Origin of the sequence: Pedobacter sp. KACC 23697 (genome assembly GCF_045348445.1) — a bacterium.
Taxonomy (GTDB): Bacteria; Bacteroidota; Bacteroidia; order Sphingobacteriales; family Sphingobacteriaceae; genus Pedobacter.
In genome coordinates this window covers 3,637,418-3,661,528 of sequence record NZ_CP157485.1, presented here as the reverse complement: position 1 = coordinate 3,661,528, position 24,111 = coordinate 3,637,418, and the positions used below count along the sequence as shown (strand labels likewise).

The 24,111-nt window shown below is 37.0% G+C and carries 28 protein-coding genes; 12 read left to right on the top strand and 16 right to left on the bottom strand.

Annotation, left to right across the window (positions count from 1 at the left end; all coding sequences use genetic code 11):
- Positions 1-158: 158 nt before the first annotated feature.
- The 4 genes from ABEG20_RS14620 (at position 159) to ABEG20_RS14605 (ending at position 3,027) form a co-directional block, all read left to right on the top strand.
- Entirely contained in the window at positions 159-1,235 is a 1,077-nt protein-coding gene (locus ABEG20_RS14620; RefSeq protein ID WP_406824054.1) for an ATP-binding protein, read from the top strand.
- 40 nt (positions 1,236-1,275) lie between these two features.
- Positions 1,276-1,926: a response regulator gene (locus ABEG20_RS14615; RefSeq protein ID WP_406824053.1), complete on the top strand. Its 651-nt coding sequence runs from the start codon at positions 1,276-1,278 to the stop codon at positions 1,924-1,926.
- A 125-nt stretch (positions 1,927-2,051) separates the two neighbouring features.
- A complete protein-coding gene (locus ABEG20_RS14610) occupies positions 2,052-2,570 on the top strand; it encodes an RNA polymerase sigma factor (RefSeq protein WP_406824052.1) in 519 nt (172 codons plus the stop codon).
- 76 nt (positions 2,571-2,646) lie between these two features.
- Entirely contained in the window at positions 2,647-3,027 is a 381-nt protein-coding gene (locus tag ABEG20_RS14605; RefSeq protein WP_406824051.1) for a PleD family two-component system response regulator, read from the top strand.
- A 143-nt stretch (positions 3,028-3,170) separates the two neighbouring features.
- On the opposite strand, the gene ABEG20_RS14600 is transcribed toward ABEG20_RS14605, so the two are convergent.
- Together ABEG20_RS14600 and ABEG20_RS14595 are read right to left on the bottom strand one after the other, a co-directional pair.
- Positions 3,171-3,665 (bottom strand): hypothetical protein, encoded by a 495-nt coding sequence (locus ABEG20_RS14600; protein ID WP_406824050.1) that lies wholly within the window; start codon positions 3,663-3,665, stop codon positions 3,171-3,173.
- Positions 3,655-4,113, bottom strand: coding sequence for a hypothetical protein (locus tag ABEG20_RS14595; protein ID WP_406824049.1), 459 nt, complete (start codon positions 4,111-4,113; stop codon positions 3,655-3,657). The genes ABEG20_RS14600 and ABEG20_RS14595 overlap by 11 nt, the downstream gene beginning before the upstream one ends.
- A gap of 153 nt (positions 4,114-4,266) precedes the next feature.
- On the opposite strand from ABEG20_RS14595, the gene xth reads away from it, so the two are divergent.
- Complete coding sequence (gene xth, locus ABEG20_RS14590) at positions 4,267-5,043, top strand: exodeoxyribonuclease III (RefSeq protein ID WP_406824048.1); 777 nt, start codon at positions 4,267-4,269, stop codon at positions 5,041-5,043.
- Here xth and ABEG20_RS14585 read toward each other — a convergent pair whose 3' ends face one another.
- From ABEG20_RS14585 to ABEG20_RS14555, 7 genes are all read right to left on the bottom strand, one after another.
- A complete protein-coding gene (locus ABEG20_RS14585; protein WP_406824047.1) occupies positions 5,044-5,454 on the bottom strand; it encodes a PAS domain-containing protein in 411 nt (136 codons plus the stop codon).
- 438 nt (positions 5,455-5,892) lie between these two features.
- Positions 5,893-6,165, bottom strand: a complete 273-nt coding sequence (locus tag ABEG20_RS14580; protein WP_406824046.1) for a hypothetical protein — start codon at positions 6,163-6,165, stop codon at positions 5,893-5,895.
- Positions 6,165-7,280, bottom strand: a complete 1,116-nt coding sequence (locus tag ABEG20_RS14575; protein ID WP_265851701.1) for a M42 family metallopeptidase — start codon at positions 7,278-7,280, stop codon at positions 6,165-6,167. Before ABEG20_RS14575 ends, ABEG20_RS14580 begins: the two co-directional genes overlap by 1 nt.
- Positions 7,281-7,344: 64 nt before the next feature.
- Positions 7,345-7,755 (bottom strand): GNAT family N-acetyltransferase, encoded by a 411-nt coding sequence (locus ABEG20_RS14570; protein WP_406824045.1) that lies wholly within the window; start codon positions 7,753-7,755, stop codon positions 7,345-7,347.
- A gap of 2 nt (positions 7,756-7,757) precedes the next feature.
- On the bottom strand, positions 7,758-8,351 hold the full coding sequence (locus ABEG20_RS14565) for a hypothetical protein (protein WP_406824044.1): 594 nt from the start codon (positions 8,349-8,351) through the stop codon (positions 7,758-7,760).
- A gap of 6 nt (positions 8,352-8,357) precedes the next feature.
- Positions 8,358-9,500, bottom strand: coding sequence for an MFS transporter (locus ABEG20_RS14560; RefSeq protein WP_406824043.1), 1,143 nt, complete (start codon positions 9,498-9,500; stop codon positions 8,358-8,360).
- Positions 9,501-9,650: 150 nt separating this feature from the next.
- Entirely contained in the window at positions 9,651-11,192 is a 1,542-nt protein-coding gene (locus ABEG20_RS14555) for an acyl-CoA carboxylase subunit beta (protein ID WP_406824042.1), read from the bottom strand.
- Between the two features lie 861 nt (positions 11,193-12,053).
- On the opposite strand from ABEG20_RS14555, the gene ABEG20_RS14550 reads away from it, so the two are divergent.
- The 3 genes from ABEG20_RS14550 to can all read left to right on the top strand — a co-directional run bounded on the left by ABEG20_RS14550 (position 12,054) and on the right by can (position 14,817).
- Positions 12,054-12,398, top strand: coding sequence for a hypothetical protein (locus tag ABEG20_RS14550; protein WP_406824041.1), 345 nt, complete (start codon positions 12,054-12,056; stop codon positions 12,396-12,398).
- A gap of 152 nt (positions 12,399-12,550) precedes the next feature.
- Complete coding sequence (locus ABEG20_RS14545) at positions 12,551-14,158, top strand: SulP family inorganic anion transporter (protein WP_406824040.1); 1,608 nt, start codon at positions 12,551-12,553, stop codon at positions 14,156-14,158.
- Between the two features lie 2 nt (positions 14,159-14,160).
- Positions 14,161-14,817 (top strand): carbonate dehydratase, encoded by a 657-nt coding sequence (can, locus tag ABEG20_RS14540; protein WP_406824039.1) that lies wholly within the window; start codon positions 14,161-14,163, stop codon positions 14,815-14,817.
- Between the two features lie 222 nt (positions 14,818-15,039).
- Here the strand turns inward: can and ABEG20_RS14535 are convergent, their stop codons facing one another.
- Both ABEG20_RS14535 and ABEG20_RS14530 read right to left on the bottom strand, forming a co-directional pair.
- A complete protein-coding gene (locus ABEG20_RS14535) occupies positions 15,040-15,762 on the bottom strand; it encodes a DUF3667 domain-containing protein (RefSeq protein WP_406824038.1) in 723 nt (240 codons plus the stop codon).
- 6 nt (positions 15,763-15,768) lie between these two features.
- Positions 15,769-16,023 (bottom strand): hypothetical protein, encoded by a 255-nt coding sequence (locus ABEG20_RS14530; protein ID WP_406824037.1) that lies wholly within the window; start codon positions 16,021-16,023, stop codon positions 15,769-15,771.
- An 87-nt stretch (positions 16,024-16,110) separates the two neighbouring features.
- Between ABEG20_RS14530 and ABEG20_RS14525 the strand changes: the two genes are divergently transcribed.
- Entirely contained in the window at positions 16,111-16,872 is a 762-nt protein-coding gene (locus ABEG20_RS14525) for a response regulator transcription factor (protein ID WP_406824036.1), read from the top strand.
- Between the two features lie 91 nt (positions 16,873-16,963).
- Here the strand turns inward: ABEG20_RS14525 and pruA are convergent, their stop codons facing one another.
- The 5 genes from pruA to ABEG20_RS14500 form a co-directional block, all read right to left on the bottom strand.
- A complete protein-coding gene (gene pruA / locus ABEG20_RS14520) occupies positions 16,964-18,598 on the bottom strand; it encodes an L-glutamate gamma-semialdehyde dehydrogenase (RefSeq protein WP_406824035.1) in 1,635 nt (544 codons plus the stop codon).
- Between the two features lie 234 nt (positions 18,599-18,832).
- Positions 18,833-19,558 (bottom strand): LytR/AlgR family response regulator transcription factor, encoded by a 726-nt coding sequence (locus tag ABEG20_RS14515; protein ID WP_406824034.1) that lies wholly within the window; start codon positions 19,556-19,558, stop codon positions 18,833-18,835.
- Complete coding sequence (locus ABEG20_RS14510) at positions 19,551-20,633, bottom strand: sensor histidine kinase (protein WP_406824033.1); 1,083 nt, start codon at positions 20,631-20,633, stop codon at positions 19,551-19,553. Before ABEG20_RS14510 ends, ABEG20_RS14515 begins: the two co-directional genes overlap by 8 nt.
- Before the next feature lie 62 nt (positions 20,634-20,695).
- A complete protein-coding gene (locus ABEG20_RS14505; RefSeq protein WP_406824032.1) occupies positions 20,696-22,018 on the bottom strand; it encodes a S41 family peptidase in 1,323 nt (440 codons plus the stop codon).
- 138 nt (positions 22,019-22,156) lie between these two features.
- The gene (locus ABEG20_RS14500) at positions 22,157-22,345 is read right to left on the bottom strand and encodes a hypothetical protein (protein ID WP_406824031.1); all 189 of its coding nucleotides are present in this window, start codon (positions 22,343-22,345) and stop codon (positions 22,157-22,159) included.
- A 449-nt stretch (positions 22,346-22,794) separates the two neighbouring features.
- Between ABEG20_RS14500 and ABEG20_RS14495 the strand changes: the two genes are divergently transcribed.
- The 3 genes from ABEG20_RS14495 (at position 22,795) to ABEG20_RS14485 (ending at position 24,011) form a co-directional block, all read left to right on the top strand.
- Complete coding sequence (locus tag ABEG20_RS14495; RefSeq protein ID WP_406824030.1) at positions 22,795-22,983, top strand: hypothetical protein; 189 nt, start codon at positions 22,795-22,797, stop codon at positions 22,981-22,983.
- Positions 22,984-22,997: 14 nt separating this feature from the next.
- Positions 22,998-23,177 (top strand): hypothetical protein, encoded by a 180-nt coding sequence (locus ABEG20_RS14490; protein ID WP_406824029.1) that lies wholly within the window; start codon positions 22,998-23,000, stop codon positions 23,175-23,177.
- Between the two features lie 363 nt (positions 23,178-23,540).
- Entirely contained in the window at positions 23,541-24,011 is a 471-nt protein-coding gene (locus tag ABEG20_RS14485) for a lysostaphin resistance A-like protein (protein WP_406824028.1), read from the top strand.
- Positions 24,012-24,111: the final 100 nt, after the last annotated feature.

Genomic DNA, 24,111 nt, shown 5'->3' with positions numbered 1-24,111 from the left:
TAATATCTCTAAATGCAATATTCATTGTCCGGATGTTCGTGTGTTTAAATAGTCAGAAGCTATTTTTTGTATCAAACATTTTTACTCCTCTACTGTTTGAGATGAGACTGCTGATTCATTATTATATCGTTTAGTGGCAAATTTTCAAACATTAAATCATGGTCGAATTGAATAAAGAGCTTTTTTGTAATATAGGCGACCGTTCTGTTGATGGATATTTTATTTTCAACTATAGATCGCAAAATTTTTCATACCTAAATAAATCGTTAAGTACCATCTGGGCGCTCAACTCTGATGACGTTTTGAATCATCCGGAACTACTTTTAGAGCGGGTGCATCCTGAAGATTTAACGCATGTGATGTCATGCTATAAAGAATGCCTTGAAGAAGATGGGGAAAACAAGTATGAATTTCGTTTACTGTTTCCAGATAGGGAGAAGTATGTTCGGGTAATTGTATTTTCTGTAACTGATGGAGCAGTAAAGTATTTAGTGGGTACAGTAGAAGACACTACGGTAGAGCGTCATAATAAAATCCACATCGAACAGATAAACGCCAGAAAAAATATAACCCTGGAGGTATTGGCGCATGATTTAAAAGAACCACTTGGTATGATGAAATTAATTGCCTCCTCTATGAAAGAGGGCATTGCGCAAACAGGCGATGAGCGGATGATCAATTCGCTGGCTTTTATTCACGACATGTGTGAGCGCAACCTGCTTTTGGTACGCAGCATGGTTAACAGGGAATTTTTAAAATCATCTGTAGTCGAAATCAGCAAGGAGCGGGCTGATCTGGTTTGGGAACTTCGGGATGTGGTTCGTTTTTATAAACGATCGAAGCTGGGCAAAATGAAGCATATTAAATTTACCAGCTCTGCCGAGCAGATTTATCTGCGCCTTGATAGCATGAAGTTTCTGCAAGTGATCAATAACCTGATCTCCAACTCCATAAAATTTACTGCCGATTATGGGCATATTAATTTACATGCTGAAGAATATGAAAACACCGTTTTAATTACCGTATCTGATGATGGAATCGGTATTCCGGAAGAGTTGCAGGCAGGTCTTTTTAGCCATTTGCCCGAAACTTTGAGGCCAGGCCTTAAGGGAGAAGAATCTGGCGGGTTTGGTATGGGTATCATCAAGGCTATTGTTGATTTACACCAGGGAAAAATATGGTTTAAGAGTAAAATCGGTGTAGGAACTACCTTCTATATCGAGCTGCCTAAGTAGCCGTTTTTAATTTTATAATGGCGTAAGTTATATTTGAATTATGATTAACATTATTCTTGCGGATGATCACCATATCATCCGGTCCTCACTAAAAGCACTTATAGAAAAACACGAAGGCATCAATGTTGTTGCAGAAGTACCGGACGGTTCAGCGGTCTTGGAACTTCTTGAAAAAGGAATAAAAGCTGATATCATTTTATCAGATCTTGTAATGCCGAGGCTTGATGGAATAGCTTTAGCCCATACGATTAACGCGCGCGGATATAATACAAAGGTCGTAGTTTTATCTATTGTAGAAGATGAAAAGTACGCGTCAAATGCTTTTATATCAGGGGCTTTTGCTTACCTGTCAAAAGATATTGAAGAAGATGAACTGCTGTTTTGCATCAAGCATGTAATGAAGGGAAAACGGTACCTTTCTTCTAATTTATGCATTTCCATTTTAGAGCGTTTTAATATGCAGTTGAATATACTCTCGCGAAAAATAAATACCGAAATCAGCTTTACAGACCGCGAAATTAATGTTTTAAAACTTATTGCAGATGGGTTAACAAACCAGGAAATAGCTGATAAGTTGTACTTAAGCAGGCGAACAGTAGAGAGCCAAAGAGAGGCTTTGATCAGTAAAAGCGGTACAAAAAACTCTGCTTCTTTAGTCCGTTTCGCCATGCGAAATGGTTATGTAGATTAGCGGTTTTTGATCTTTTTGAGGCTTTTTTTAAGCGTTTTAAATAAACCGTAAAAAATCGGGTATTTCTACAAATAACATAAGTTGTTGCTGTTTGTTGAATATTTACATCAGCCTTAAAACGAATTATGGATACATTAAATTTCAATTACGACATCTATCAATACAGACAACCGCTTTTCGACCGTGCATTAGCGTATACACATGATGAAGACGATGCTGCTGATTTAGTTCAGGATACCTTTATGAAGGCATTTAGGTTTTCGGCCAAATTTGAAATGGGCAGCAACGTGCGGGCATGGCTTTTTACCATCCTGAAAAATACCTTTCTTAATCATTATTACAAGGTAAAACGTAAAAAAGAAGTAATCCAGCAGGAAGAAGATTTAACCTCCGTTCAACTGGTGCCCAGTGCATCTTTAAATGGTGGCGCCACCAAGTTTATCATGGAAGATATACAGAAATCGCTGAACGCCTTACCGGAAGATTGCAGGTTTTGCTTTTGCCGTTATTTTGAAGGTTATAAATATCACGAAATTGCTGCCGAGCTTGATATTCCTTTGGGTACTGTAAAAACCAAAATACATGTGGCCAGAGGCCTGCTTAAAAAGATGCTTAAGAACTATAAGTCTGGTTTAGCTGCCTGATTACTTTCATTTATTCGGTAAATTCAGGTATAAATACGCTGCACGAAATAAGTCACTTCAACTAGATTTGTTGCATATGAGCAACTTGCTGGTTAAAAAGATTCTTATAGTTGATGATGATGAGAACATCCATGATATTATTAAGTTAATTTTTGAGGAAGAACATTATTACGTAAAAGGTATATTAAATGGCGATGATTTTGAATTAGAAGAAACAATTGCTGATTTTCTGCCAGATATTATTCTATTGGATATATTTATTGGTAAACATGATGGTCGGAATATTTGCAACAGATTAAAAAATAATCCTGAAACAGCAGCTGTTCCGGTGATATTGCTATCAGCAGTAAATATGGATAATTTAAGCTGTTTACCCGACGATACCATTGAAAAGCCTTTTGATATTACAGACCTTCACCAAAAAGTTAAGGCCTTGTTGGATAAAAAAAATGTATAGATGTAAAAAAGGGATAGACTAGTAGCCTATCCCCATATCTAAACTCAAACATGCGCTCAAACATGAATGAATCTTAACAACTAAACATTTTAGTTTAGTATTGGTTTTAAAAAGACAGGTTTATCTTTCATATTCATCATGTTTTACCTGATCTTTTGTTTTAATTCTATTTTTAGTTCTTTAATCTGTTCCTTCACCTGTCTGTTCTCCAGATAAAAATAAATGGCGGAGGCTAAGAATATCTTTCCTAACACAAAAACGGCAATAAATACCCATTTCCAGGCCTTATTTACTCGCATTTGATTAGATTCTGATTCTATCTCTATATATTTATCCCTTTTGTTTTCCTGGTGGGATTTATTATAGCTGTATTCGGCTTCAACAGTGGTTTGTATAGCCTGGTTCTGGCGTTGTATTTCATTAATCTCGTGCTCAATTTTAGACAAGGTACCGGCAGGTGGCTCAATCCCCATGCTTTGGGCCAATACCTCCATATCATATTCTAATTGTTCCAGGGCATCTTTAAATGCCGGATATTCTTTTTTTAGCGATAAGACTTTCTGTACCTCTTCTTCGGTGGCGATTCCCATCACATAGGTTTCCATTAAACCGCTCTCCATAATTTTATTAATTTCCACTTGCCCTCCTCATTTTATCGATTGATAATTTTAACTGATTGCGGATTTCGCTTTCATCACATCCAATTGTTGCCGCCAGGTACTGAATTGATTTTCCATGATAATATACTGCACAGAATATTCTTTTCTGCAGCTCATCCAACAAATCCAGCCTACCATTATTTACTGATTGGTTAAGATTTAACCGATGATCTTTAGCCGTATACAAAGTTAATTTACTTTGTGCATATTGACGCAGTTCCAGCCAGATATTTAACTTGTTTCTTTCTGGCAAAACAACAATGTCCTTAGCAAAGGAAGTAAAAATAGCAACCAGATGATCTTCTGATTCTTGAGGATCTTGGACAATACCATTGATATAGCCAAGCAGCATGGAGGCATACTGATCGTAGAACCAACGGATGTTTTTTGGTTCGGCAGAAGGATGGCTGGAGACTGCTTTGAACATGGTTGTTTGTACGGTTACGCTAAATGAGGTGCAAGATAATGCCAAATTTTTAAATTATCTTTAATTAATGCATAAAATGTTGTCTATAATGGGTTTAAGATCAAAAATATAACAATCTTCTATTTTTGGGTTTTTAATGCTGAGATTTATGACATGAAAATAGCTACTTATAATGTGAACGGTGTAAATGGCCGCTTGCCTGTATTATTACGTTGGCTGGAAGAAACCCAGCCAGATGTGGTATGTCTGCAGGAGCTAAAGGCCCCTCAGGAAAAATTTCCTGAACAGGCCATTAAAGATGCTGGTTACAATGCCATCTGGTACGGACAGAAAAGCTGGAACGGAGTGGCCATACTTGCCAGAAATTTAGAAATAACCGAACTGAAGCGAGGTTTAGAAGGGGATCCTGAAGATGTGCAAAGCAGGTATATAGAGGCCATGGTAAACGGTATTGTAATTGCTTGTTTATACCTGCCCAATGGCAATCCGGCACCAGGCCCCAAGTTTGATTATAAACTGCAATGGTTTGAACGCTTTGCTGCACATACAGCAACTTTGCTGGCGAGGAATATACCAGTGGTTTTAGCAGGCGATTATAATGTAATTCCGACAGAAATGGATGCCTATAAACCTGAACGATGGGTTGAAGATGCATTGTTCCGTCCGGAAACCCGGGAGGCATTTAGAAACTTAATGGCACAAGGCTGGACGGATGCGATCAGGAAGTTATATCCTAATGAAACCATTTATACTTTCTGGGATTATTTCCGTAATGCCTATGGCAGAAATGCCGGATTAAGAATTGATCATTTTTTATTGAGTCCTCAGGTGAGCGATCGCTTAAAATCAGCAGGTGTGGATAGGAACGTTAGGGGATGGGAAAAAACAAGCGATCACGGACCTGTTTGGATTGAACTGAATGATCTTTAATTAAGATGGAGATTGTTTAAAATCAGTAACATCTAAAGTTGTTCCGATCAGTTTTAACGATTCGCCTTCCTTTTGGGACAGTATTCCATTGGCTTTGATCCATCTGATTTTCCCATCCGGACGGCGGATTCGGTACAACACGTTATAACTGTTTTTTTCTTTGGTTACGGTAAGCTCTATTTCATCCTGAACATGATCGAGGTCTTCCGGCAGGATTAATCCCAAAACCGTTTCATAGCTTAAAACGCCATCTGACGGATAACCAAAATTCTCTTTAAACGATCGGGTTGAACGAAGTATGCCTGTTGCTATACTCAGCTCCCAAAAACCAAGGCCAAGGTGGTCAAATACCACATCCCAATGATCATCGCAAATAACGGATAGATCAACATTTTTTTTGTTTGTGTTCATAAATAAAAGGATAAACTATGTAGGTAAATTACATAAACAATGTGAAGATATGCTGAGTATTAATAAAAATTAATGTTCAGATCAGGAAGTTAATCATCCCTAATCAGTAAAAATTACTTCAGATCAGACGATTGCTGGGATAAAGAGAAAGTAGAGGCTGTATCTTGGATATCAAGTTTTCTTCCTGAAGGAAGATTTTTCTGCAAATCTGATGCTGTTAGAGGTCGTCATCCCTAACCCGTGCTCCAAGGTATGATGATATGTCGTAAATATAGCCTTTGCGTGGAATAAGTATAGCACTAACAGGTGCTGTCTGCAATAGCCCGCCAGATGAACTGCAATAATATGGGCAGTTCATCTGGAAAGCTCACTAAAAGTTAGGATTAAAACATACAACCTTCGAGATTTTTTATGATAAAACCTCTTTAGTATTATTTGTTAAACTTCGTGCTGATCAGTGTTTTTTGACTTTTCAATCAGTTCTTTTTGATCGGTTAAATCTTTATAATAAAAATAACCACCAAATCCTAAAATGAGGATGATATTACTTATTTTAAAACTATGATTTAGCCAATAATCAAATGGCGGTACATTACCGCTAAAACTCTGTTTAATGTTTGGCCAGGAGTTAAGAATAAAAATAACGATAATCATAAGCAAAACCTTTAACAGGGTGCTTATGATTATTTTTTGGTGATTTACCTTTTCCATTATTTAAATGTCCTGAAGTCCTGACCGTTGCTAATGTTCAACAAGCTTTCGTATATCAGGCTGATTACATTGTCAACATCCTCTTTGTGCACCATTTCTACCGTAGTATGCATGTAGCGTAATGGCAACGAAATTAATGCTGATGGTACACCACCATTAGAATAGGCAAATGCATCGGTATCGGTTCCGGTAGAACGTGAAGATGCCTGACGTTGGAATGGAATCTGATTTTTCTCAGCCGTTTGGATTAATAGTTTATTTAAATTGGTTTGTACAGCCGGAGCATATGAAACAACAGGGCCTTTACCTGCAGATAAATCGCCCTGAATGTTTTTATTAATCATTGGCGTAGTGGTATCGTGCGTTACATCGGTAATGATGGCCACATTTGGTTTAATTCGCTGGGCAATCATCTCGGCACCGCGTAAACCGATTTCTTCCTGTACCGAGTTTACAATGTATAAGCCGAAAGGAAGTTTTTTCTTGTTTTCTTTTAATAAACGGGCTACTTCGGCAATCATAAAACCACCCACACGGTTATCTAAAGCACGTCCAACATAATAGCGGTCGTTCAAAACCATAAACTCATCTTCGTAAGTAATTACACAGCCTACATGAATGCCTAATTTTTCTACTTCTTCTTTTGAGGTGCAGCCGCAATCCAAAAAGATATTTTTTAACTCCGGAGCCTGTTCTTTCTCGCCATGGCGGGTATGGATGGCCGGCCAGCCGAATACTGCTTTAACTAAACCTTTCTCGGTATGGATGTTTACGCGTTTAGAAGGTGCAATCTGATGGTCAGAACCGCCATTGCGGATTACATAAATTAAACCATCGTTGGTGATGTAGTTTACATACCAGGAAATTTCATCAGCATGGGCTTCAATAACTACTTTGAAATCAGCTTTAGGATTAATAACACCTACAGCGGTACCGTAATTATCGATAAAATGTTCGTCGATATAGGGTTTTAAATAATTTAACCAAAGTTTTTGTCCTTCCCATTCATAACCAGTGGGGGCAGGGTTATTGATGTATTCTTCAAGAAACTGCAGTGATTTTTTGGTAACCACAGCAACATGTTTTTTCTTTTCGTCGTCTTTTTTCTTAGCCATATGTTATTTTTTATAGCATGGGTAAAGCGCATGGCGTGATGCGTTTTGCCCGTCTTGTTAATGATTATGATAGTTCTTTTTCCATGATCACAAAATCGTAACCATTTTTAAAAAAGGTTTGATCCGTTTCGCGGAAGCCAAATTTAAAATAAAATTCCTTAGCATTTACACGTGCATTGCACCATAGTTTTGTTGCTTTTTGAATTTTACAAAAATCGAGGATGTAAGCCATTAGTTGCGAACCATAACCTGCATTTTGAGCAGCAGGCAGAATGGCTAGTTTACGGAACTGATACACATCTCCATCATAAAACAGAGAAACTACTCCGGTTAACTGATGATCAAGATATAATCCAAAATGGATGCCATTAAAATCATCCGGAAGCTTTACACTGTCAAATGGTAATTCAGGGTACATAGCCTCGTGTCTGATCCGCCAGGTTAGCGATGGGAATATTTGCTCAATTTGAACCATATTTATAATAAAAAGCTAAAGCCTATTCTGCCACCAATTCCATAATAAGTAGTGGTTTTATTGATTGAGGCAAGTGGGCCCAGAGACAATTCGAAGTTAACCTTTCTGCCGGCATAGGTCTGAAATCCCCATTGTGGCATAATGTTGATCTGTGAACCATACAACGTGTTGCTTTGGGTCGGGATAATCGTCAATACATCAAGGCCTACATAACCAGCACTATTATTTAAGGTTTTTTTACCCTTTTTGATCCTCCGGTTAAAATTGTAATAATGTCTAAATCCTGCGTTTAGTGCAGGGTAAACCTTAAAAATTGTTTCTGTATGGGTGCTCAAATTGTAATTGTTATCCACTGTAATTTCGGTTTGATAAATAAGAGCCCCCTGGGCTAATGCACCGAAATAGACCGAAGTGATTTTACCTACTTTTTGTTCCCTTTCATAACCTGCGCCCAAAATGGTAAGCCTTATTTTATGGAGCGACTTTACTTCTGCTGGTTGTTCTACCTTTGTACTGTCTTGCGCTTTTGCCATACCAAAAATGGCCAGACAAATAAACAGCATTGAAAATGTTTTGATCGCGTTTTTAGATTTCATAAAATTTTATTGGTTTATTATTTGTTTTTTCTTTCCGTAAAACTGATAAATAAAAATATTAAGGACGATTATACCTGTCATTCCGTAGCAGAATAAAGCCCAGCCGCCTTTGTCCCAGAGCCATAAACCCAGTGCCGAGCCACAGCTGGCACCAATAAAACTCACCGACATAAAAATAGTGTTCAATCTGTTTCTGGCTTCTGATATGAGGGTATAAATGCGGGTCTGGTTGGTTACATGTATGGCTTGCTGGCCGATATCGATCAATACAATACCAATTACAAAAAGGTATAAATGGTTGTTTGTAAAATAAAACAAAGCGATACTGACGATTTGTAAGATAAAACCGATCATTAAGTTTTTGCGCGGATTGTTGCCATCGCTTAATTTTCCAACCAGTGGTGCAGCCAATGCACCCGCTGCTCCGGCAATTCCAAATAGCCCGATCTGTAATGTTTGGAAATTAAAGGGTGGGTTAGCAAGAAATAACACCATGGTTGTCCAGAATGCACTGATAATGGCAAAAGCCAGAAAATTAATAATCGAAGTTTCCCTTAATACAGGTTGGGTTTTGATGTAACCGAACATCGAACGCATGAGTTCTTTGTATGAGCCTTTAAAATTGGGATAACTTTGTGGAAAGCGTTTGGCCATTAAAAAAATAAGCAAGCCACAAATTCCCGCCGCCATATAATAAACAGCCCGCCAACCTAGCCAAAAGCCAATACTGCCACTTACCGCGCGTGAGGCTAAAATTCCAACCAGTAAACCGCTCATAATTATCCCGATGTTGGCTCCACGATTCTCATCTGTACTTAAATTAGCTGCCAAGGGCAATATTAATTGAGGTACAATAGAGCAGGCGCCAATTAATATTGAGGCCACTTCCAGTATAAAAAAGCTTTGCGAAACCGCAGCAACCAGTAAGGCCAAAATAGCAAGTCCGGTAATCAAGAGGATCTGTTTTTTACGTTCAAACATATCGCCCAGAGGCACTAATAGGAAAAGGCCTAAAGCGTAACCGATCTGCGTAAGGTAGGTAATCTTCCCGGCAACAGGTTCGGTAAGCTGATAATCTTTTGCAATCAGGATTACCAAAGGCTGGCAGTAATAAATATTTGCAACAATGAGGCCTGTGCAAAAAGCCATGAGAAGAATATCCGCTCGTTTTAACATGTAAAGTTATGTAATATGTAAAATGTAAAATGGATGATGGAGTTAATGTGTAAGAAGTGTAATGTAAAATGCATGATGGTAGAGTTATTTCATTTACCATCTTACTTTGTCCATCTTCCATCCTTACAAAGGTATATTTCCATGTTTCTTTTTAGGGTTATTGACCACCTTATTTTCCAGCATTTTAAATGCTTTGATCAACTTGGTACGGGTTTGGGCTGGCTCAATTACTTCATCAACAAAACCACGTTCAGCAGCACGATAAGGGTTGGCAAAGATATCGGAATATAATTTTTCTTTCTCCAGCCATTTTTCTTCAGGGTTTTCTGCTGCGGTAATTTCCCGCTTAAAAATAATTTCTGCAGCACCTTTGGCACCCATCACAGCAATTTCTGCACTTGGCCAGGCGTAGTTCATATCTGCACCAATATGTTTGCTGTTCATTACATCGTAAGCACCCCCATAAGCTTTCCTGGTAATTACGGTAATGCGTGGTACAGTAGCCTCACTAAAAGCATATAATAATTTTGCACCATTGGTGATAATGCCATTCCACTCCTGGTCTGTGCCTGGTAGAAAACCCGGAACATCTTCAAATACCAGCAGCGGAATGTTGAAGCAATCGCAAAAGCGTACAAAACGTGCAGCTTTTGCTGAAGAATTACTGTCTAAAACGCCTGCCAGGTAGGCGGGCTGATTGGCTACGATACCGATGCTCCTGCCTGCAAGACGGGCAAAACCCACCACAATATTTTCTGCATAGGCGGCATGTACTTCTAAAAAGCTGTCGGTATCAGCCACGGCAGCAATCACTTCACGTATATCATAAGGTTGTGAAGCATTTTCTGGCATAAGCGTGTTGAGTTCTGGTCGGCTTTCATCAGCTGCTTCGTAAGGTAAATGATCGGCTATCTCCTCACAATTTTGTGGCATATAGCTCAACAGTTTTTTAACATGATTAATGGCTTCAATCTCATTTGCACAGGCAAAATGTGTAACACCAGATTTTGTAGCATGTGTACTGGCACCTCCCAGTTCTTCAGAAGTTACTTCTTCGTGTGTTACCGTTTTAACTACATTTGGTCCGGTTACAAACATGTAAGAAGTATTTTCTACCATCAAAATAAAATCAGTAATGGCTGGCGAATACACGGCTCCCCCCGCGCATGGCCCCATGATGGCCGATAGCTGCGGAATTACGCCCGAAGCCTGTACATTTTTATAAAAGATATCGGCATAACCGCCCAAAGAAACAACACCTTCCTGGATACGTGCACCACCGCTATCATTTAAGCCGATTAATGGAGCCCCGTTTTTCATGGCCATATCCATCAACTTGCAAATTTTCTCTGCATGGGTTTCAGAAAGAGAGCCGCCGAACACGGTAAAATCCTGCGAGAATACATAGGTTAACCTGCCGTTAATGGTTCCATAACCCGTTACCACGCCATCACCAAGGTATTTTTCGCTTTCCATGCCAAAGTCGGTGCTCCGGTGGGTTACCATCATGCCAATTTCTTCAAAGCTGCCTTCATCCATTAAAAAATGAATGCGCTCGCGGGCGGTAAGTTTACCTTTTTTATGCTGACTGTCGATACGGGACTGTCCGCCGCCGAGATTGGCCTGGTTGATCTTATCTTTGAGTAATGCTATTTTTTTTTCCATTGCCATGCGATGAGATTTTAAAATTAAAAATTACTAGTGGTAATGCAAGGTATTATTTTATAAAAGCACTCGATGTTGAGTAAAGCAAATGGCGGGCTAGTGTATCTTGTATCTATGAAAATTTACTTTTCATTTCCAGTTAGAATAGTTTGGATGATTAGGAAATGGTTGGTTCTGATCTTTTGGCAATTTCAGTCCCGCTTTTGGTACGGGTTCCGATGAAGGATCGGAAACTCTTCCCGGCATCCGATAGCTATCGGATCGGGTTTATTTTACCCAGACTGGTGCTTGGAAAACAAACCTCTGTTAGTTAAACCTGACAGAAGCGGTATCCTTTTTGGCTTCGATTGATTTTGAATTTACAGCTAATTTTACCAAAAAGATTTAGCGGATGGCGGGGCTACAGTACCTTTGAAATGCTGTCTTTCATTTACAAAAAAAGAAAAACATTAGTAATTGGGAAATGAACGGTACTGTGCTTTTGGCATTTTCAGTTCCGCTTTCCCTCTAGCCAATTTGAAGGAAATTGGCGTCCGTTCAATCGGGTATATTTAACCTGGGTCGGTGCCTGGAAACAAACCTTTGTAAACTAAACCTGAGAGGAGTGGTATCCTTTTTGGCTTCGATTAATTATAAACTTAAGGCTAATTTTGCCGGAAAGATTTAGCGGATGGCAGGATTTAACTGACCAATAATAATAGAACCAACTGTTTCCCAAAATTGATAAAGAACCTTGTTTCTGCCTGAAGGATATCAGCGTTTTACTTAAATTACATTTTTTTTACAGCCCGATGCATTGAAAAACCAATTATCCGTTTATTTTTGTAAGCATAAGAATTAAAACAGCATTAGAATTTTCAAATGTTTTTAAGGAAATACAAGTATTTAATCGTTGCCACTTTTATGGTCATCTTCATGGCGAAGATGGGTATTTCTGGTGCACCGGTATTTTATACAAGTATAGACAAGGAAATTATGAATGCCGTAATCATGCAAATCGAGTTAGAGCATGAAGGCGGAAAAGATTCCGCCAAAGACACTGCAAAATTTACTGATTTCAAACTCACCGAGCTTAATCATCCAATCCTTTCTTATGAGTTCTCTTCCAGCCATTTCTTTTTGAAGAGCAGTTTTATAGAACATTTTAAAAGATATGTAGATCCATATCATCCTACTGTTCCAACACCTCCGCCTAACATTATCTAGTAGTTATTATTTGGGGTAAAAATTACCTGCTCAATGTTATTGAGCGTTATTGCTATGCTTAAATGGGTACAATATGCTGATGCTTTGTGTATTTGTTTTTTTAATCCCCTACGATTTTATTCGTTAAAATTTACTAAGATAATTATATCGTTATGCAAAAGTTTAACCCGGCCTTTTCAGGTTCGGATGTGAAAAAATATTTTCTTAAAAAGAATCTAAGGAAAGATTTACCCTCAAGTATTGTGGTGTTCTTAGTGGCCTTACCATTGTGTTTGGGTATTGCCCTGGCTTCTGGCGCGCCTTTATTTGCCGGTTTAATCACCGGGATTATAGGGGGAATTGTGGTCGCCTCTTTTAGTGGCTCACAATTAAGTGTGAGCGGCCCGGCAGCAGGTTTAACGGTTATTGTTTTAGGTGCAATAACCTCATTGGGGAGTTATCCAACATTTTTACTTGCTGTGGTATTGGCAGGGGTATTCCAGCTGATTTTAGGTCTGGTTAAAGCCGGAACCATTGGTAATTACTTCCCTTCGAGTGTAATTGAAGGGATGCTTGCCGCTATCGGACTGATTTTAATCTTAAAACAATTGCCGCATGCGTTGGGTGTTGACACTGATTTTACCGGCGATGAGGGTTTCTTCCAACAGGATCATGAAAATACTTTTTCAGCGATTACTGCAGCTATAAGCCATTTTAGTCTGGCTGCGGTGGTTATCAGTTTATTATCAATAGCTATTCTGATTTTGTGGCCTAAGTTTCCAAAATTGGCGGTTGTACCAGCCCCATTGTTGGTCGTTACTTTAGGGGTTCTTGGAACCCTGGTTTTTGCCGGAACCAATTATCCGCTACGGGCCGATCAAATGGTGAAAATCCCGGTAGTTAATGGCGTTAGCCAATTTTTAGGGCTATTTACGATGCCAGATTTTTCTCAGCTGGCCAATAAGAATGTGTACATAGTAGCCATAACCATTGCCATTGTAGCAAGTTTAGAAACTTTGCTCAGTATCGAAGCGGTGGATAAAATTGATCCGATTAAGCGTATAACACCAACAAACAGGGAGCTGATTGCACAGGGCATAGGCAATATGACCAGCGGTATGGTTGGTGGTTTACCGATGACATCGGTAATTGTACGGAGTTCTGCAAATGTAAACGCTGGTGGCAGAACCAAAATGTCGGCTATTTTTCATGGTACTTGGTTATTATTGTCGCTATTGTTTATTCCGGGGCTCATTAACATGATTCCGTTATCTTGTTTAGCTGCAATTCTTTTGGTAACCGGATATAAACTAACCCGGATCAGCCTTTTTAAACATATGTACCACAAAGGCTGGGATCAGTTTGTACCATTTGTGGTTACCGTATTGGCGGTATTGTTTACCGATCTGTTAAAAGGTGTGGCTGTTGGTATGTTGGTTTCCGTTTTTTATTTATTACGGACCAATATGCGTAATCCTTTTTTTTACCGGATTACCAACGAAGGCGACAAAAAGAATATCAGAATTAAACTGGCAGAAGAGGTTTCTTTTTTAAATAAAGCAGCGATACAGGTAGTTTTAACGAATATTCCAAAAGAAACAAATGTAGTTATTGATGGCTCAAATGCCCGGTACATCGATCCTGACGTATTGGAGACCATTTATAATTATAAGCATAATGCTTATACTAAAGGCATTATCGTAACCCTGGAGAACATCCAAAAACATTATACAGTACCAAAATTAAATATTAAAGTAGAAGAAGAAATTAATAAATTATAATTATGTGCGCAAAAACAATAGAAACGAAAGATATTTCATACGAAACCTTGTTACAAGGTAATAAAGATTGGGTTAAAGATACGATTGATAACGATCCTGAATTTTTCGATAAATTGTCAGCCGGTCAAAGTCCACCGGTATTGTGGATCGGCTGCTCTGATAGCCGTGTGCCGGCAAACCAGATCACAAATACTAAACCGGGTGATATTTTTGTGCATAGAAATATAGCCAATGTAGTTGTGCATACAGATATGAATTTACTTTCTGTGCTCGATTATTCGATTAATGTATTAAAAGTTAAACACGTTATTGTTTGTGGTCATTACGGTTGTGGTGGTGTAAAAGCTGCATTAGGCAATAAACAGGTTGGAATTATTGATAACTGGTTGAGAAATATCCGCGATGTATACCGTACCCACGAGCGCGAAATGGCAACAATTGAAGATCCTGATCTGCGATTTGATCGTTTAGTGGAATTAAATGCGATTGAAGGAGCTGCAAATGTAACCAATACCTCCATTGTACAGAGTGCCTGGGCCAATGGTCAGGAACTGGCCGTACATGCATGGGTGTATAGCTTAAAAACAGGAATTATTAAAGACCTGAATGTAACTTGTACCTGCGTTGATGATGTTGCCCCTGCGTTCCAGGTAGGATAAATGCACCATAATTAGTGCCATTTTTTAGTTGTTAGCGAAAGCCCGGAATTTTTTCCGGGCTTTCATTTTTGGGGCAGGTTTGCCACCGCAGCATATTATTGCTTTTGGCATGTATTTTCCTTACCAAAGCCGCTTGCTGCAGCTTACTGATTCAAAAGATTGGGTTTACTCTTTTAAAGGCCATAGTTAATTTTAACCATCTTTAAGAACGAGAAAGCGATATTAATGTTTGGTGATAATGTATATCGTTAACCCTATTATAAATATGCAAGCCGTAAAGGTAATTATGCCGAAAATATAAACACCAAATGCTTTCAGATAATTCATGTATTTGTGCTTATCATAAAACTGTCCTACGGCCCACGAAAAGTAAAGCACAAACAGCATCCCGGAATATTGCAAAAGGTGTATATGGGTGAGTCCTTCAATTGCGGCGAAAACCGCAAATATGAGCATGCCCATTCCCTGAAGAAAACACAATAGAATCAGTAATTCGAAAAAATTATAATCATATTTTCTGAAAAAAAGTTTCAGCCATAGTGCTAAAAATACGCCCAAAATAATATTGGCATAACCATAGTGGCTCTGAATCCATTCATTAATCGGATTTATCGCTGCAGTTTTGGTTTGATCAAAATTAAAGTAGCCTTCTTCAATATGGAAAAAATGATTAATCAGCGTGTAAATTAGAGAAGTTACGACCAAAAATACAACCGGTTTTACCAGTCTGCTTCTATCACTGGATATAAAATTATGGATGGTTTGCCCTGGCCTGATTAATAATTCTTTAACGGTATAAAATATTCCTTTTTCTAAATGGAGTACGTGCTCTACTTCATGCTGGATATAATGCCGGTCAATTCTTTTAAGTTTGGCGGGTTCGCCACATCTGGTACAGTAATTTTCAGGTATATCCTGATTGCAGCTAATACAGATTGCTGTCATTATCAATTAATTTTGATTGCGTGATTTGATTTCCTTATTAATTTGAGTAAGGCTGTTAACTGCCGGTAAGAATGTGATAGGTATAGCAGTCAGAATCGCTATAAATGGAATTGCTGATTTTGATTTAAATACGAACAGGTATATTACGCAGATCATCAAAAATAGCCAGACAATCGTACCTGCAATGATTAGAGCTTTTAATTTTGCTTTGTTTTTAGTTAATTCGGAGAAATCCAGCTTAGATAATTTTTCTGCTGCCATACTGATTTGTGCTAGGCTACAAAATTCAGAAATGTAATCTGATTGGCGTTTACACTTTAGTGTAATTTTTGCTACTTTAGTAATATCATGAAAGCTGATCAGCATAGCGGTTTACTTACTAAAAACAAAATAGAAAACATCACTTCACACGATATACTCCAGCTGGATAATTATCTGGAAGCCATCAGTGCTTTCGAAAAATTAACCTATCAAAGTGTGTATGTGATCGATTATGCTGAAATGAAATTCGAATATGTGTCTAGTAATCCAATTTTTCTTTGTGGCCACACTGTGGCAGAAGTAATGACTTTGGGTTATGATTTTTACATGAATAATGTGCCCGAAAAAGATCTGCATCTGCTGGATATGATTAACGAAACCGGATTTAATTTTTTTGAGAAACTACCCCTTAACGAGAAAAAACTGTATAGTATTACTTACGATTTTCATTTGTTGAACAAGGGTGGGAAAACGACCTTGATTAACCATAAGCTTACCCCGCTTTTTCTTAATGCCGAAGGAAAGATGTGGAAAGCCATTTGCGTGGTATCCATTTCATCGAATAAAACGGCAGGCCATGCTGCTATTCATAAACATGGCTCCAATCAGATCTGGGAGCTTGATGTAAAAAAACAGGTTTGGAACAAACAATTGAAAGCTCAGCTTAGTGAGCGCGAAATCGAAGTTTTACGATTATATGCACAAGGTTTAACCATCAGCCAGATCGCCGACAAAATATTTGTTTCTCCAGATACCATAAAGTACTATCGACGAAAAATATTCGAGAATTTTGGTGTTGGCAATATCGTAGAAGCACTTTCTTATGCAGTGAACAATAAGGTCATTTAGTTTTTTCAGGGAGATAATGCCACTAATCTGGCCAACCCTGTAAAAAATAAAACCCCCGGGTGTTTCCGGAGGTTTCGATATCATGTTTATGTTAATCTTCTGTCAAAAAAGGGTAACGGTAATCCGTAGGAGGATTAAAAGTTTCTTTAATGGTACGTGGAGAAACCCAACGCAATAAATTAATCATTGCCCCGGCTTTATCATTAGTACCTGATCCTCTTGCTCCACCAAATGGTTGTTGCCCAACTACAGCACCTGTACATTTGTCGTTAATGTAAAAATTACCAGCAGCGTTGCGTAAGGCATAGCTGGCTTTTTCTATAGCATATCTATCTTGTGATAAAATAGCTCCCGTTAAGGCATAGGGTGAAGTGGTGTCGATGATTTCTAAAATCTGGTCAAATTTCTGATCTTCATATACGTAAACAGATAATACCGGACCAAAAAGTTCTTCACACATGGTGGTATATTTCGGATCGTCAACCACTAAAACGGTAGGTTCGATGAAATAACCTTTGCTCTTATCATAGTTGCCACCGGCAATAACTTCTACACCTTGATCTTTTTTAGCCTGATCGATATATTTAGCCAATTTATCGAAAGAACGCTCATCAATAACGGCATTAATAAAGTTACCGAAATCTTCCGTTCCGCCCATTTTAAATGATGCTAAATCTCTGATCATTAGTTTTTTAATCTCCGGCCATAAGCTTTTTGGGATATAAGTACGGCTGGCTGCAGAACATTTTTGTCCCTGATATTCGAAAGCGCCCCTAACAATTGCAGTAACTGAAGCAGCAACATCCGCACTTGGGTGAACCAGGATAAAATCTTTACCACCAGTTTCGCCAACAATGCGTGGATATGATTTGTATTTATGGATATTTGTTCCAATTGTTTTCCAAATTTCCTGAAATACTTTTGTTGAGCCTGTAAAGTGGATGCCTGCGAAATCAGCATGATTAAAAACCACCTCGCCAACTTCAGGTCCATCTGCAAAAATAAGATTAATTACGCCGTCAGGTAAGCCTGCTTCGCGGAAAACCTGCATAATTACATTAGCCGCATAAACTTGCGTATCGGCAGGTTTCCAAACCACCACATTACCCATCATGGCTACACAAGCAGGTAAATTACCAGCAATTGCGGTAAAGTTGAAAGGTGTTAAAGCAAATATAAAACCCTCTAAAGGTCGCTGTTCCGTTCTGTTCCACATGCCATTTGGCGATACCGGTGGCTGTTGACCATAAATATCCTGCATATAACTTACATTAAAACGTAAGAAATCTACCAGTTCGCAAGCAGCATCAATTTCAGCCTGATAGGCATTTTTACTTTGTCCAAGCATGGTTGCCGCATTAATTTGGTAGCGGTATTTTGTAGCAAACAAATCAGCAGCTTTCATAAAAATAGCCGCTCTATGTTCCCAGGCTAAAGCTTCCCAATCTGCTTTGGCTGCCAAAGCAGCATCTATGGCTTCTTTTACATGGCCTTTATCGCCATAACTAAAGGTAGCCAGTACATGTTGATGATCGTGTGGAGCTACAACTTTCTTTTTATTTTTAGTATGTACCTCTTTTCCGCCAATAAACATCGGAATATCCAATTGTTTAGCACGCGCCTCGGCAATAGCCTCTTTTAAAAGCGAACGCTCTTTTGTGCCTGGTGCATAGCTATTAATGGGCTCGTTAACCGGGGTAGGTACGTTAAAAAATCCTTTAAGCATATTTTATTTTTTATGATTTATGCAAAGATAATGCTTTTTGGGGTAGGCCATTCCATTATTCTGTAAAGAAAACAGCGTAAACGTTTGTGTAGTCAATCTGGATTCGGAAGTCTAAAGCCCGAAGTCAATAAGTAGGTAAATTTAAAGAAATTGCGGCTAAAATCCGTATAGTTTAGGCTTTGCAGGAAGAGTTGACAACTTTATTAACAAGGCGGCAGGGATTTGTCAACTATGTTATAAAAGCAACTTTTGTTTCATCATATCAAGGAAATCTTTTCGATAAGTTTCTCCTATCAGTATTTCTGCTGAAATACCTTTTAGGATAATGCGGTTTCCATCTATAGAAGTGATTTTATCAAGTGCCACTATAAAAGACTTTTGTACTCTGATAAATTTGGCTTTGGGCAGCCTTTCTTCCACGTCTTTCATGGTAAGCAGCGCCAGTGTTCTAATCCCATTATGATGAAATGCGATATAGTTCTTCATGCCTTCTACAAAATCGATTTCGGCAATATTAATCTTAAGCATCTTACCTTTAGCCTCTGTTTTGACCATAAAATAATCCTCATGCTGCTGGCTTACATGTGCATTACCTTTTTTTGTGTTAATATTTTTTTGGACCTTGTTTATGGATTGTAAAAAACGGTGCAGCGGGATGGGTTTAACTAAATAATCTACCACCTCAAGATCAAAGCCATCAGTGGCAAAATCTTTATAGGCAGTGGTGAGTATCACCTGTACCTCTTTATCGTTCATCGTTTGGATAAATTCGATACCTGATATTTCGGGCATGTGGATATCTAAAAAGATAAGATCTACTTTGTTATTGCTTAAGAAATTTAGCGCATCAATCGGGCTGGTAAATGTTGCTATAATTTGTATCGCTACAACCGATTTAAGGTAAAGTTGTATTACTTCAATAGCATGTTCTTCGTCATCAACTATAATGCAGTTAATCATGAGGTGCGGGCTGAGGATTAATTTGAGGTAACTTAAAATATGTTAAAAAATCCAATTTATCAGAAGAGCTTGGTTTTTCCTGGCTATCGGTTGCTTTGAAAGGTAAAATTAACTCTAAACTATAATCAAGCTCAGTCTCAGTAATGTTTAAAGCAAAATCATTATTGTAATGATTTCTTAGCCGCTTCTTTATATTCTCCATACCTATACCGCTTGACAGTTCTTTAGGCCCGTTTTTCTTTTTATTCCAAGTACTGAGTTGGATCTTATGGTTTATTTCATCAATGCTTAAAGCTATTTTAACCGGATGAGCCTGATCTGTACAGCTGCCATGTTTTAATATGTTTTCTACAATCGTAATTAGAATTAACGGTATCAGTCTTATATTATTGGTGTTTCCTTTCACTTTAAAATCAATCAGCAACTTGTTATTGAAACGAAGCTGATTAATTTTAATTACGTTGTTAATGTGCTCTATTTCCTCATCTATTACTGTCATTCGGTCATCTTTATCCATTTCTAGGGAATAACGCATGATTTGACTAAGTGTCATGATACCATCAGCTAATTCTTGGGATAAGGGTAAGGATTTTGCAAAAAAGAAATTGAGCGTGTTGTTTAAAAAATGAGGGTTGATTTGGGCGCGAAGAAAGGCATATTCTGCTTCGTGTTTTTCTTTTTCGATGAGGCGTAGTTTTCGTTCATGTTTAATGCTTTCACTTGCGTAGTGATAACCAAAGCCCCAGAAAAAGTATTTTATAAATACCCATAGAACTGAAATCGCATGTTGAGAAAAATTAAAGATTGGAGTAGAGTCCCCACTTGCTTTAATTAACGGTCTGATATGATAGCCTGTAACGTACCATTGAATAAAAGCAAATATATAAATAAATAAAATGGCCAATAATAATCTATATGTTTTTAGCGGGTTGGTGTACTTGCCAAGTATCCAAATAGATAAATAAAATGTACAAATATTTGGAAGGTTAGAAAATATAACATCTGCTAATCCGAATTCATAAGTATCAGGGCTATTTATGAATTCGGACAGATTACCTAAAAAGATATACAGCATCCAAAAAAATACATGGTATATCTTTAGCCTATATTTATTTAAATACACTTTTATGAATTTAATTAATGATGTTTTACGAAATCTATCCAATCAATTGTATCATGTGGTATTTTGATATCGGGTTCAATACCAATGTTGTCTAAGGGGAATGCTGGTAAGCGTGTTGATTTAACGGTAGGGTACCATAAGGAATAAAAAGAGCAAGGCATTGCTGTAGTAACTACTTCTAAATAATCAATTGCACCTGCCGTATTCTCACCATATACTTTTACTTTTTTACTCTGTTTTGCCTGCAAAATAAAAAGTTCGGCCGCACTGGCAGTATTTCTATTTACAAGAAAAGAAACACGTTCAGGATTTTTTAATATTGCATCATATTTTATTGTATCTATAGGATACAAATTGTATAATTCGCCTTGATGAGCTTTAAGTTTTAATAAATTTTGTTTAAAAATCAGTTGCATGCTATCAGGTAATTGAGGATATTCTGTGGAATATCGATCTTTTATATTGTCTTCGGTTGCTAATACTATTCCCCCTTCTGTTAAAATTGGATTTGTATAGATGTAAGGCATTAAATTTCTAAATATCAATACCGTTCCTCCCGAATTGTTTCTGAGATCTATAATTAAATGCTTTCTACTTTTTAGTTGGGCTTCATTTTTTTTTATTAAGCTGTCGGTTTTTGATATATAGTCTAATGATCTAAAAGATGGCATTTCAATTAAGTAGGTTTCATTGTCTATAATTCTAAACTTAGGGGAAAGATCTACACTCTTTATTGTTGCATTGTCTTTTGGTTTTTTAATGCCGCTATGCCATTTGCCAAATGGTCCAAAATCTAACGTGCCTGCGTCTACAAGTAAAGGAGGATAATTTAAGGAATGATCTATTGCTCGATAGTAAATGGTTTTATATTTATTGCCAGTTTTTAACAACTTCCACTTTATCTGACCCGGAACCCATTTTGCGCCATCTGCTTTCAGTATAAAACCGTAAAATTCCTTATCTCTAATTCCAGTTTTTCGAACAGCTATTTGATATGTCCCACTCTCATTGCTCCAAATACGCTCTATGCCGTCTTTTTTAATTTTATCATTATTTAAATATTTAATAAAATCTTGTTGAGACCATGCTACATGTTCTTCTTTGGAGAAAAATGCTCTTATTGAATCGGGATGTTGGTCTTTAAACTCTATTGCGAAACCTACATGCTGATCCTTGAAAAAATTTAACCAAGTATTACATATTAATACGCATTCAGAAGCATTCGAAGTATGTGTAAGTTTTTGTAGGCTGTCTGTAAACTTCTGAAACTTAACTTTGTTTGATTTATTTATTTTATCATTATAGCCAACATAATTTAACTTTATCTTTTTTACCATATAATCAAAGTTAATTGAGCAATTGCAATTTTGAGCTATTGACTTAAGATTAGACAAGAAAAATAGGGTGACTAACAAATATTTCATTTTACAATATGGTATTGATTTAGGATCGATTATAAATGTAAAAATAAATTCTTATTGGCTAATTACTGTTTTTGCTTGAGTTTTGTCGCAGTCGGGTAACGTTGAAGCATTTCCAGCAGATTCTAATTGGTTAGGATGATTGCCCCCATTAATTCTCCTCATCTGCTCTTTCGTTAAATTGTCAAAGTAGTTTCGCTTAAAAATAAACAATGTCTTTTTTTCTAATTTTTTGTTTTTCATGATTGTAATATTAGATAGTTAAATAAATGTGCTTAAAGGTGTTATTTCTGAATGCTTTCGCCAAAAAATATACACCAACTGGCTTTTTGTCTGTATCAACCCAATAGATTGTATGGTTTAAATAGTAATCATTATTTAGTTTATACTTCTTTACAAAATCAATCCAATTGGTGAATCATGGTTTTTTAATAATTTCGATTACAATTATAGTAGATATTTATTTAAACGATAAGCAATTTTAAGATACATATTTGTATTATAATATTTGAATACACGGTCTAAGCTGATCGTTAGCTGTTAAACTATGTTTTGTACTTATAAAAAGGCTTTTAGTGTATCTTTTTTTTTGATTGAAATTTAATATCCCATACTTGTTTCATGTTAGGCCAACATAGGCGGAACCTGAAAAGCCTTAAACGAGTAAGAAGCAAAAATTTAAATTAAACGAAATGAAAAAATTAGAATTATCAAATTTTGGTGTTCTAGAGATGGATGCCAGAGAAATGATTGAAGAAAATGGGGGAAATAGTACCCCAGGCTGGATTAAGAAGCTGGGATGGGGCTATCTTCTTACAGAGGTGGTTGATAATTGGGATGAAATTAAAAAAGGATTCTCTGACGGTTGGAATGCTAATTAAACTAATTTATAATTATGAACTTTAAAGAATTAAATTTAGAAGAACTTACTGCTCAGGATATGTTAATCATAGAAGGTGGCAGTTTTTGGTATGATGTTGCATATGCAATTGGTTATACTTTTAGGGCGGCAAGCGATATAAGCTCGTCATTGAGAAATGATCCCCGCCATGGTGATGCAAATGTGTACAAATAAAAAAATAATTTTCAATGCGGAAGAGTGTTTAGCACTTTTCCGTATATTTTTATATATTATGCTAAAAAGAATTTCTAGAGAAACAATTGTTAATTTTTTTATTTTTCTTTCGTTATACTTAGTATTCAATTATAAGAGCCTGACAACTGAATTTATAAAGGAGGTCATTATTGGTTGGAAAATTTATTTTATTTTATTTTTTTCAATTTTGGTATGTATCATAGATAATCTTTTTAAAAGAAAATAACAATTGCGAAGATGAAGACGAAAATTTACGTTTTTAAAATACGATTTAATCGTGGATATATTAGTTGACAAATCATAACACTTGCATTTGCTTAATTCCAAAACCTATTATAAGCCATGTCTTTCGCTATAAATAAAATACCCGCTTCTAAAAATTTAAAATATTTTCTAATTACCTTTTCAATTTATTTTGTTTTTCAGTTTTTAACAGCAAGCATTGCAGATTATATCAACCCTGATTTAACAAAAGCATCGCATAAATTTGATAGCTTATCATCGGAATTTATTATGGTAATTATCGTTGCTCCAATTGTGGAGACAATTATTTTTCAATATCTTATAATAGAGACATGCTTAAACTTAAAACTACCTGCGTTGTTCTGCATGATACTTTCAGCATTATTGTTTGGAGCCTCTCATTTTTATAATCCTGTGTATGCAGCAGTTCTTACAGTAGTGGGCTTTATATTGGCTTACTATTATATGTCTTTACGTCATCAAGGTAATATAAATAAGATCGTTTTGGTTATCGCATTACATGCACTAGCCAACATGATCGCATTTTTTGAGAAGAATTTTTTAATATAGTTAAATATGGTAAAAATTGTTTCTTATCATTTTTCAAATTTCAGACCCAAATACCAAAAATAAACTTCTCAACATGTAAAAAACTGCAATCAACAAAAAC

Coding starts and splice junctions, on each gene's coding strand:
- ABEG20_RS14620 (WP_406824054.1), top strand. CDS start 159: ATGGTCGAATTGAATAAAGAGCTTTTTTGTAATATAGGCGACCGTTCT.
- ABEG20_RS14615 (WP_406824053.1), top strand. CDS start 1,276: ATGATTAACATTATTCTTGCGGATGATCACCATATCATCCGGTCCTCA.
- ABEG20_RS14610 (WP_406824052.1), top strand. CDS start 2,052: ATGGATACATTAAATTTCAATTACGACATCTATCAATACAGACAACCG.
- ABEG20_RS14605 (WP_406824051.1), top strand. CDS start 2,647: ATGAGCAACTTGCTGGTTAAAAAGATTCTTATAGTTGATGATGATGAG.
- ABEG20_RS14595 (WP_406824049.1), bottom strand. CDS start 4,113: ATGTTCAAAGCAGTCTCCAGCCATCCTTCTGCCGAACCAAAAAACATC.
- xth (WP_406824048.1), top strand. CDS start 4,267: ATGAAAATAGCTACTTATAATGTGAACGGTGTAAATGGCCGCTTGCCT.
- ABEG20_RS14585 (WP_406824047.1), bottom strand. CDS start 5,454: ATGAACACAAACAAAAAAAATGTTGATCTATCCGTTATTTGCGATGAT.
- ABEG20_RS14580 (WP_406824046.1), bottom strand. CDS start 6,165: ATGGAAAAGGTAAATCACCAAAAAATAATCATAAGCACCCTGTTAAAG.
- ABEG20_RS14575 (WP_265851701.1), bottom strand. CDS start 7,280: ATGGCTAAGAAAAAAGACGACGAAAAGAAAAAACATGTTGCTGTGGTT.
- ABEG20_RS14570 (WP_406824045.1), bottom strand. CDS start 7,755: ATGGTTCAAATTGAGCAAATATTCCCATCGCTAACCTGGCGGATCAGA.
- ABEG20_RS14565 (WP_406824044.1), bottom strand. CDS start 8,351: ATGAAATCTAAAAACGCGATCAAAACATTTTCAATGCTGTTTATTTGT.
- ABEG20_RS14560 (WP_406824043.1), bottom strand. CDS start 9,500: ATGGCTTTTTGCACAGGCCTCATTGTTGCAAATATTTATTACTGCCAG.
- ABEG20_RS14555 (WP_406824042.1), bottom strand. CDS start 11,192: ATGGAAAAAAAAATAGCATTACTCAAAGATAAGATCAACCAGGCCAAT.
- ABEG20_RS14550 (WP_406824041.1), top strand. CDS start 12,054: ATGTTTTTAAGGAAATACAAGTATTTAATCGTTGCCACTTTTATGGTC.
- ABEG20_RS14545 (WP_406824040.1), top strand. CDS start 12,551: ATGCAAAAGTTTAACCCGGCCTTTTCAGGTTCGGATGTGAAAAAATAT.
- can (WP_406824039.1), top strand. CDS start 14,161: ATGTGCGCAAAAACAATAGAAACGAAAGATATTTCATACGAAACCTTG.
- ABEG20_RS14535 (WP_406824038.1), bottom strand. CDS start 15,762: ATGACAGCAATCTGTATTAGCTGCAATCAGGATATACCTGAAAATTAC.
- ABEG20_RS14530 (WP_406824037.1), bottom strand. CDS start 16,023: ATGGCAGCAGAAAAATTATCTAAGCTGGATTTCTCCGAATTAACTAAA.
- ABEG20_RS14525 (WP_406824036.1), top strand. CDS start 16,111: ATGAAAGCTGATCAGCATAGCGGTTTACTTACTAAAAACAAAATAGAA.
- pruA (WP_406824035.1), bottom strand. CDS start 18,598: ATGCTTAAAGGATTTTTTAACGTACCTACCCCGGTTAACGAGCCCATT.
- ABEG20_RS14515 (WP_406824034.1), bottom strand. CDS start 19,558: ATGATTAACTGCATTATAGTTGATGACGAAGAACATGCTATTGAAGTA.
- ABEG20_RS14510 (WP_406824033.1), bottom strand. CDS start 20,633: ATGCTGTATATCTTTTTAGGTAATCTGTCCGAATTCATAAATAGCCCT.
- ABEG20_RS14505 (WP_406824032.1), bottom strand. CDS start 22,018: ATGGTAAAAAAGATAAAGTTAAATTATGTTGGCTATAATGATAAAATA.
- ABEG20_RS14500 (WP_406824031.1), bottom strand. CDS start 22,345: ATGAAAAACAAAAAATTAGAAAAAAAGACATTGTTTATTTTTAAGCGA.
- ABEG20_RS14495 (WP_406824030.1), top strand. CDS start 22,795: ATGAAAAAATTAGAATTATCAAATTTTGGTGTTCTAGAGATGGATGCC.
- ABEG20_RS14490 (WP_406824029.1), top strand. CDS start 22,998: ATGAACTTTAAAGAATTAAATTTAGAAGAACTTACTGCTCAGGATATG.
- ABEG20_RS14485 (WP_406824028.1), top strand. CDS start 23,541: ATGTCTTTCGCTATAAATAAAATACCCGCTTCTAAAAATTTAAAATAT.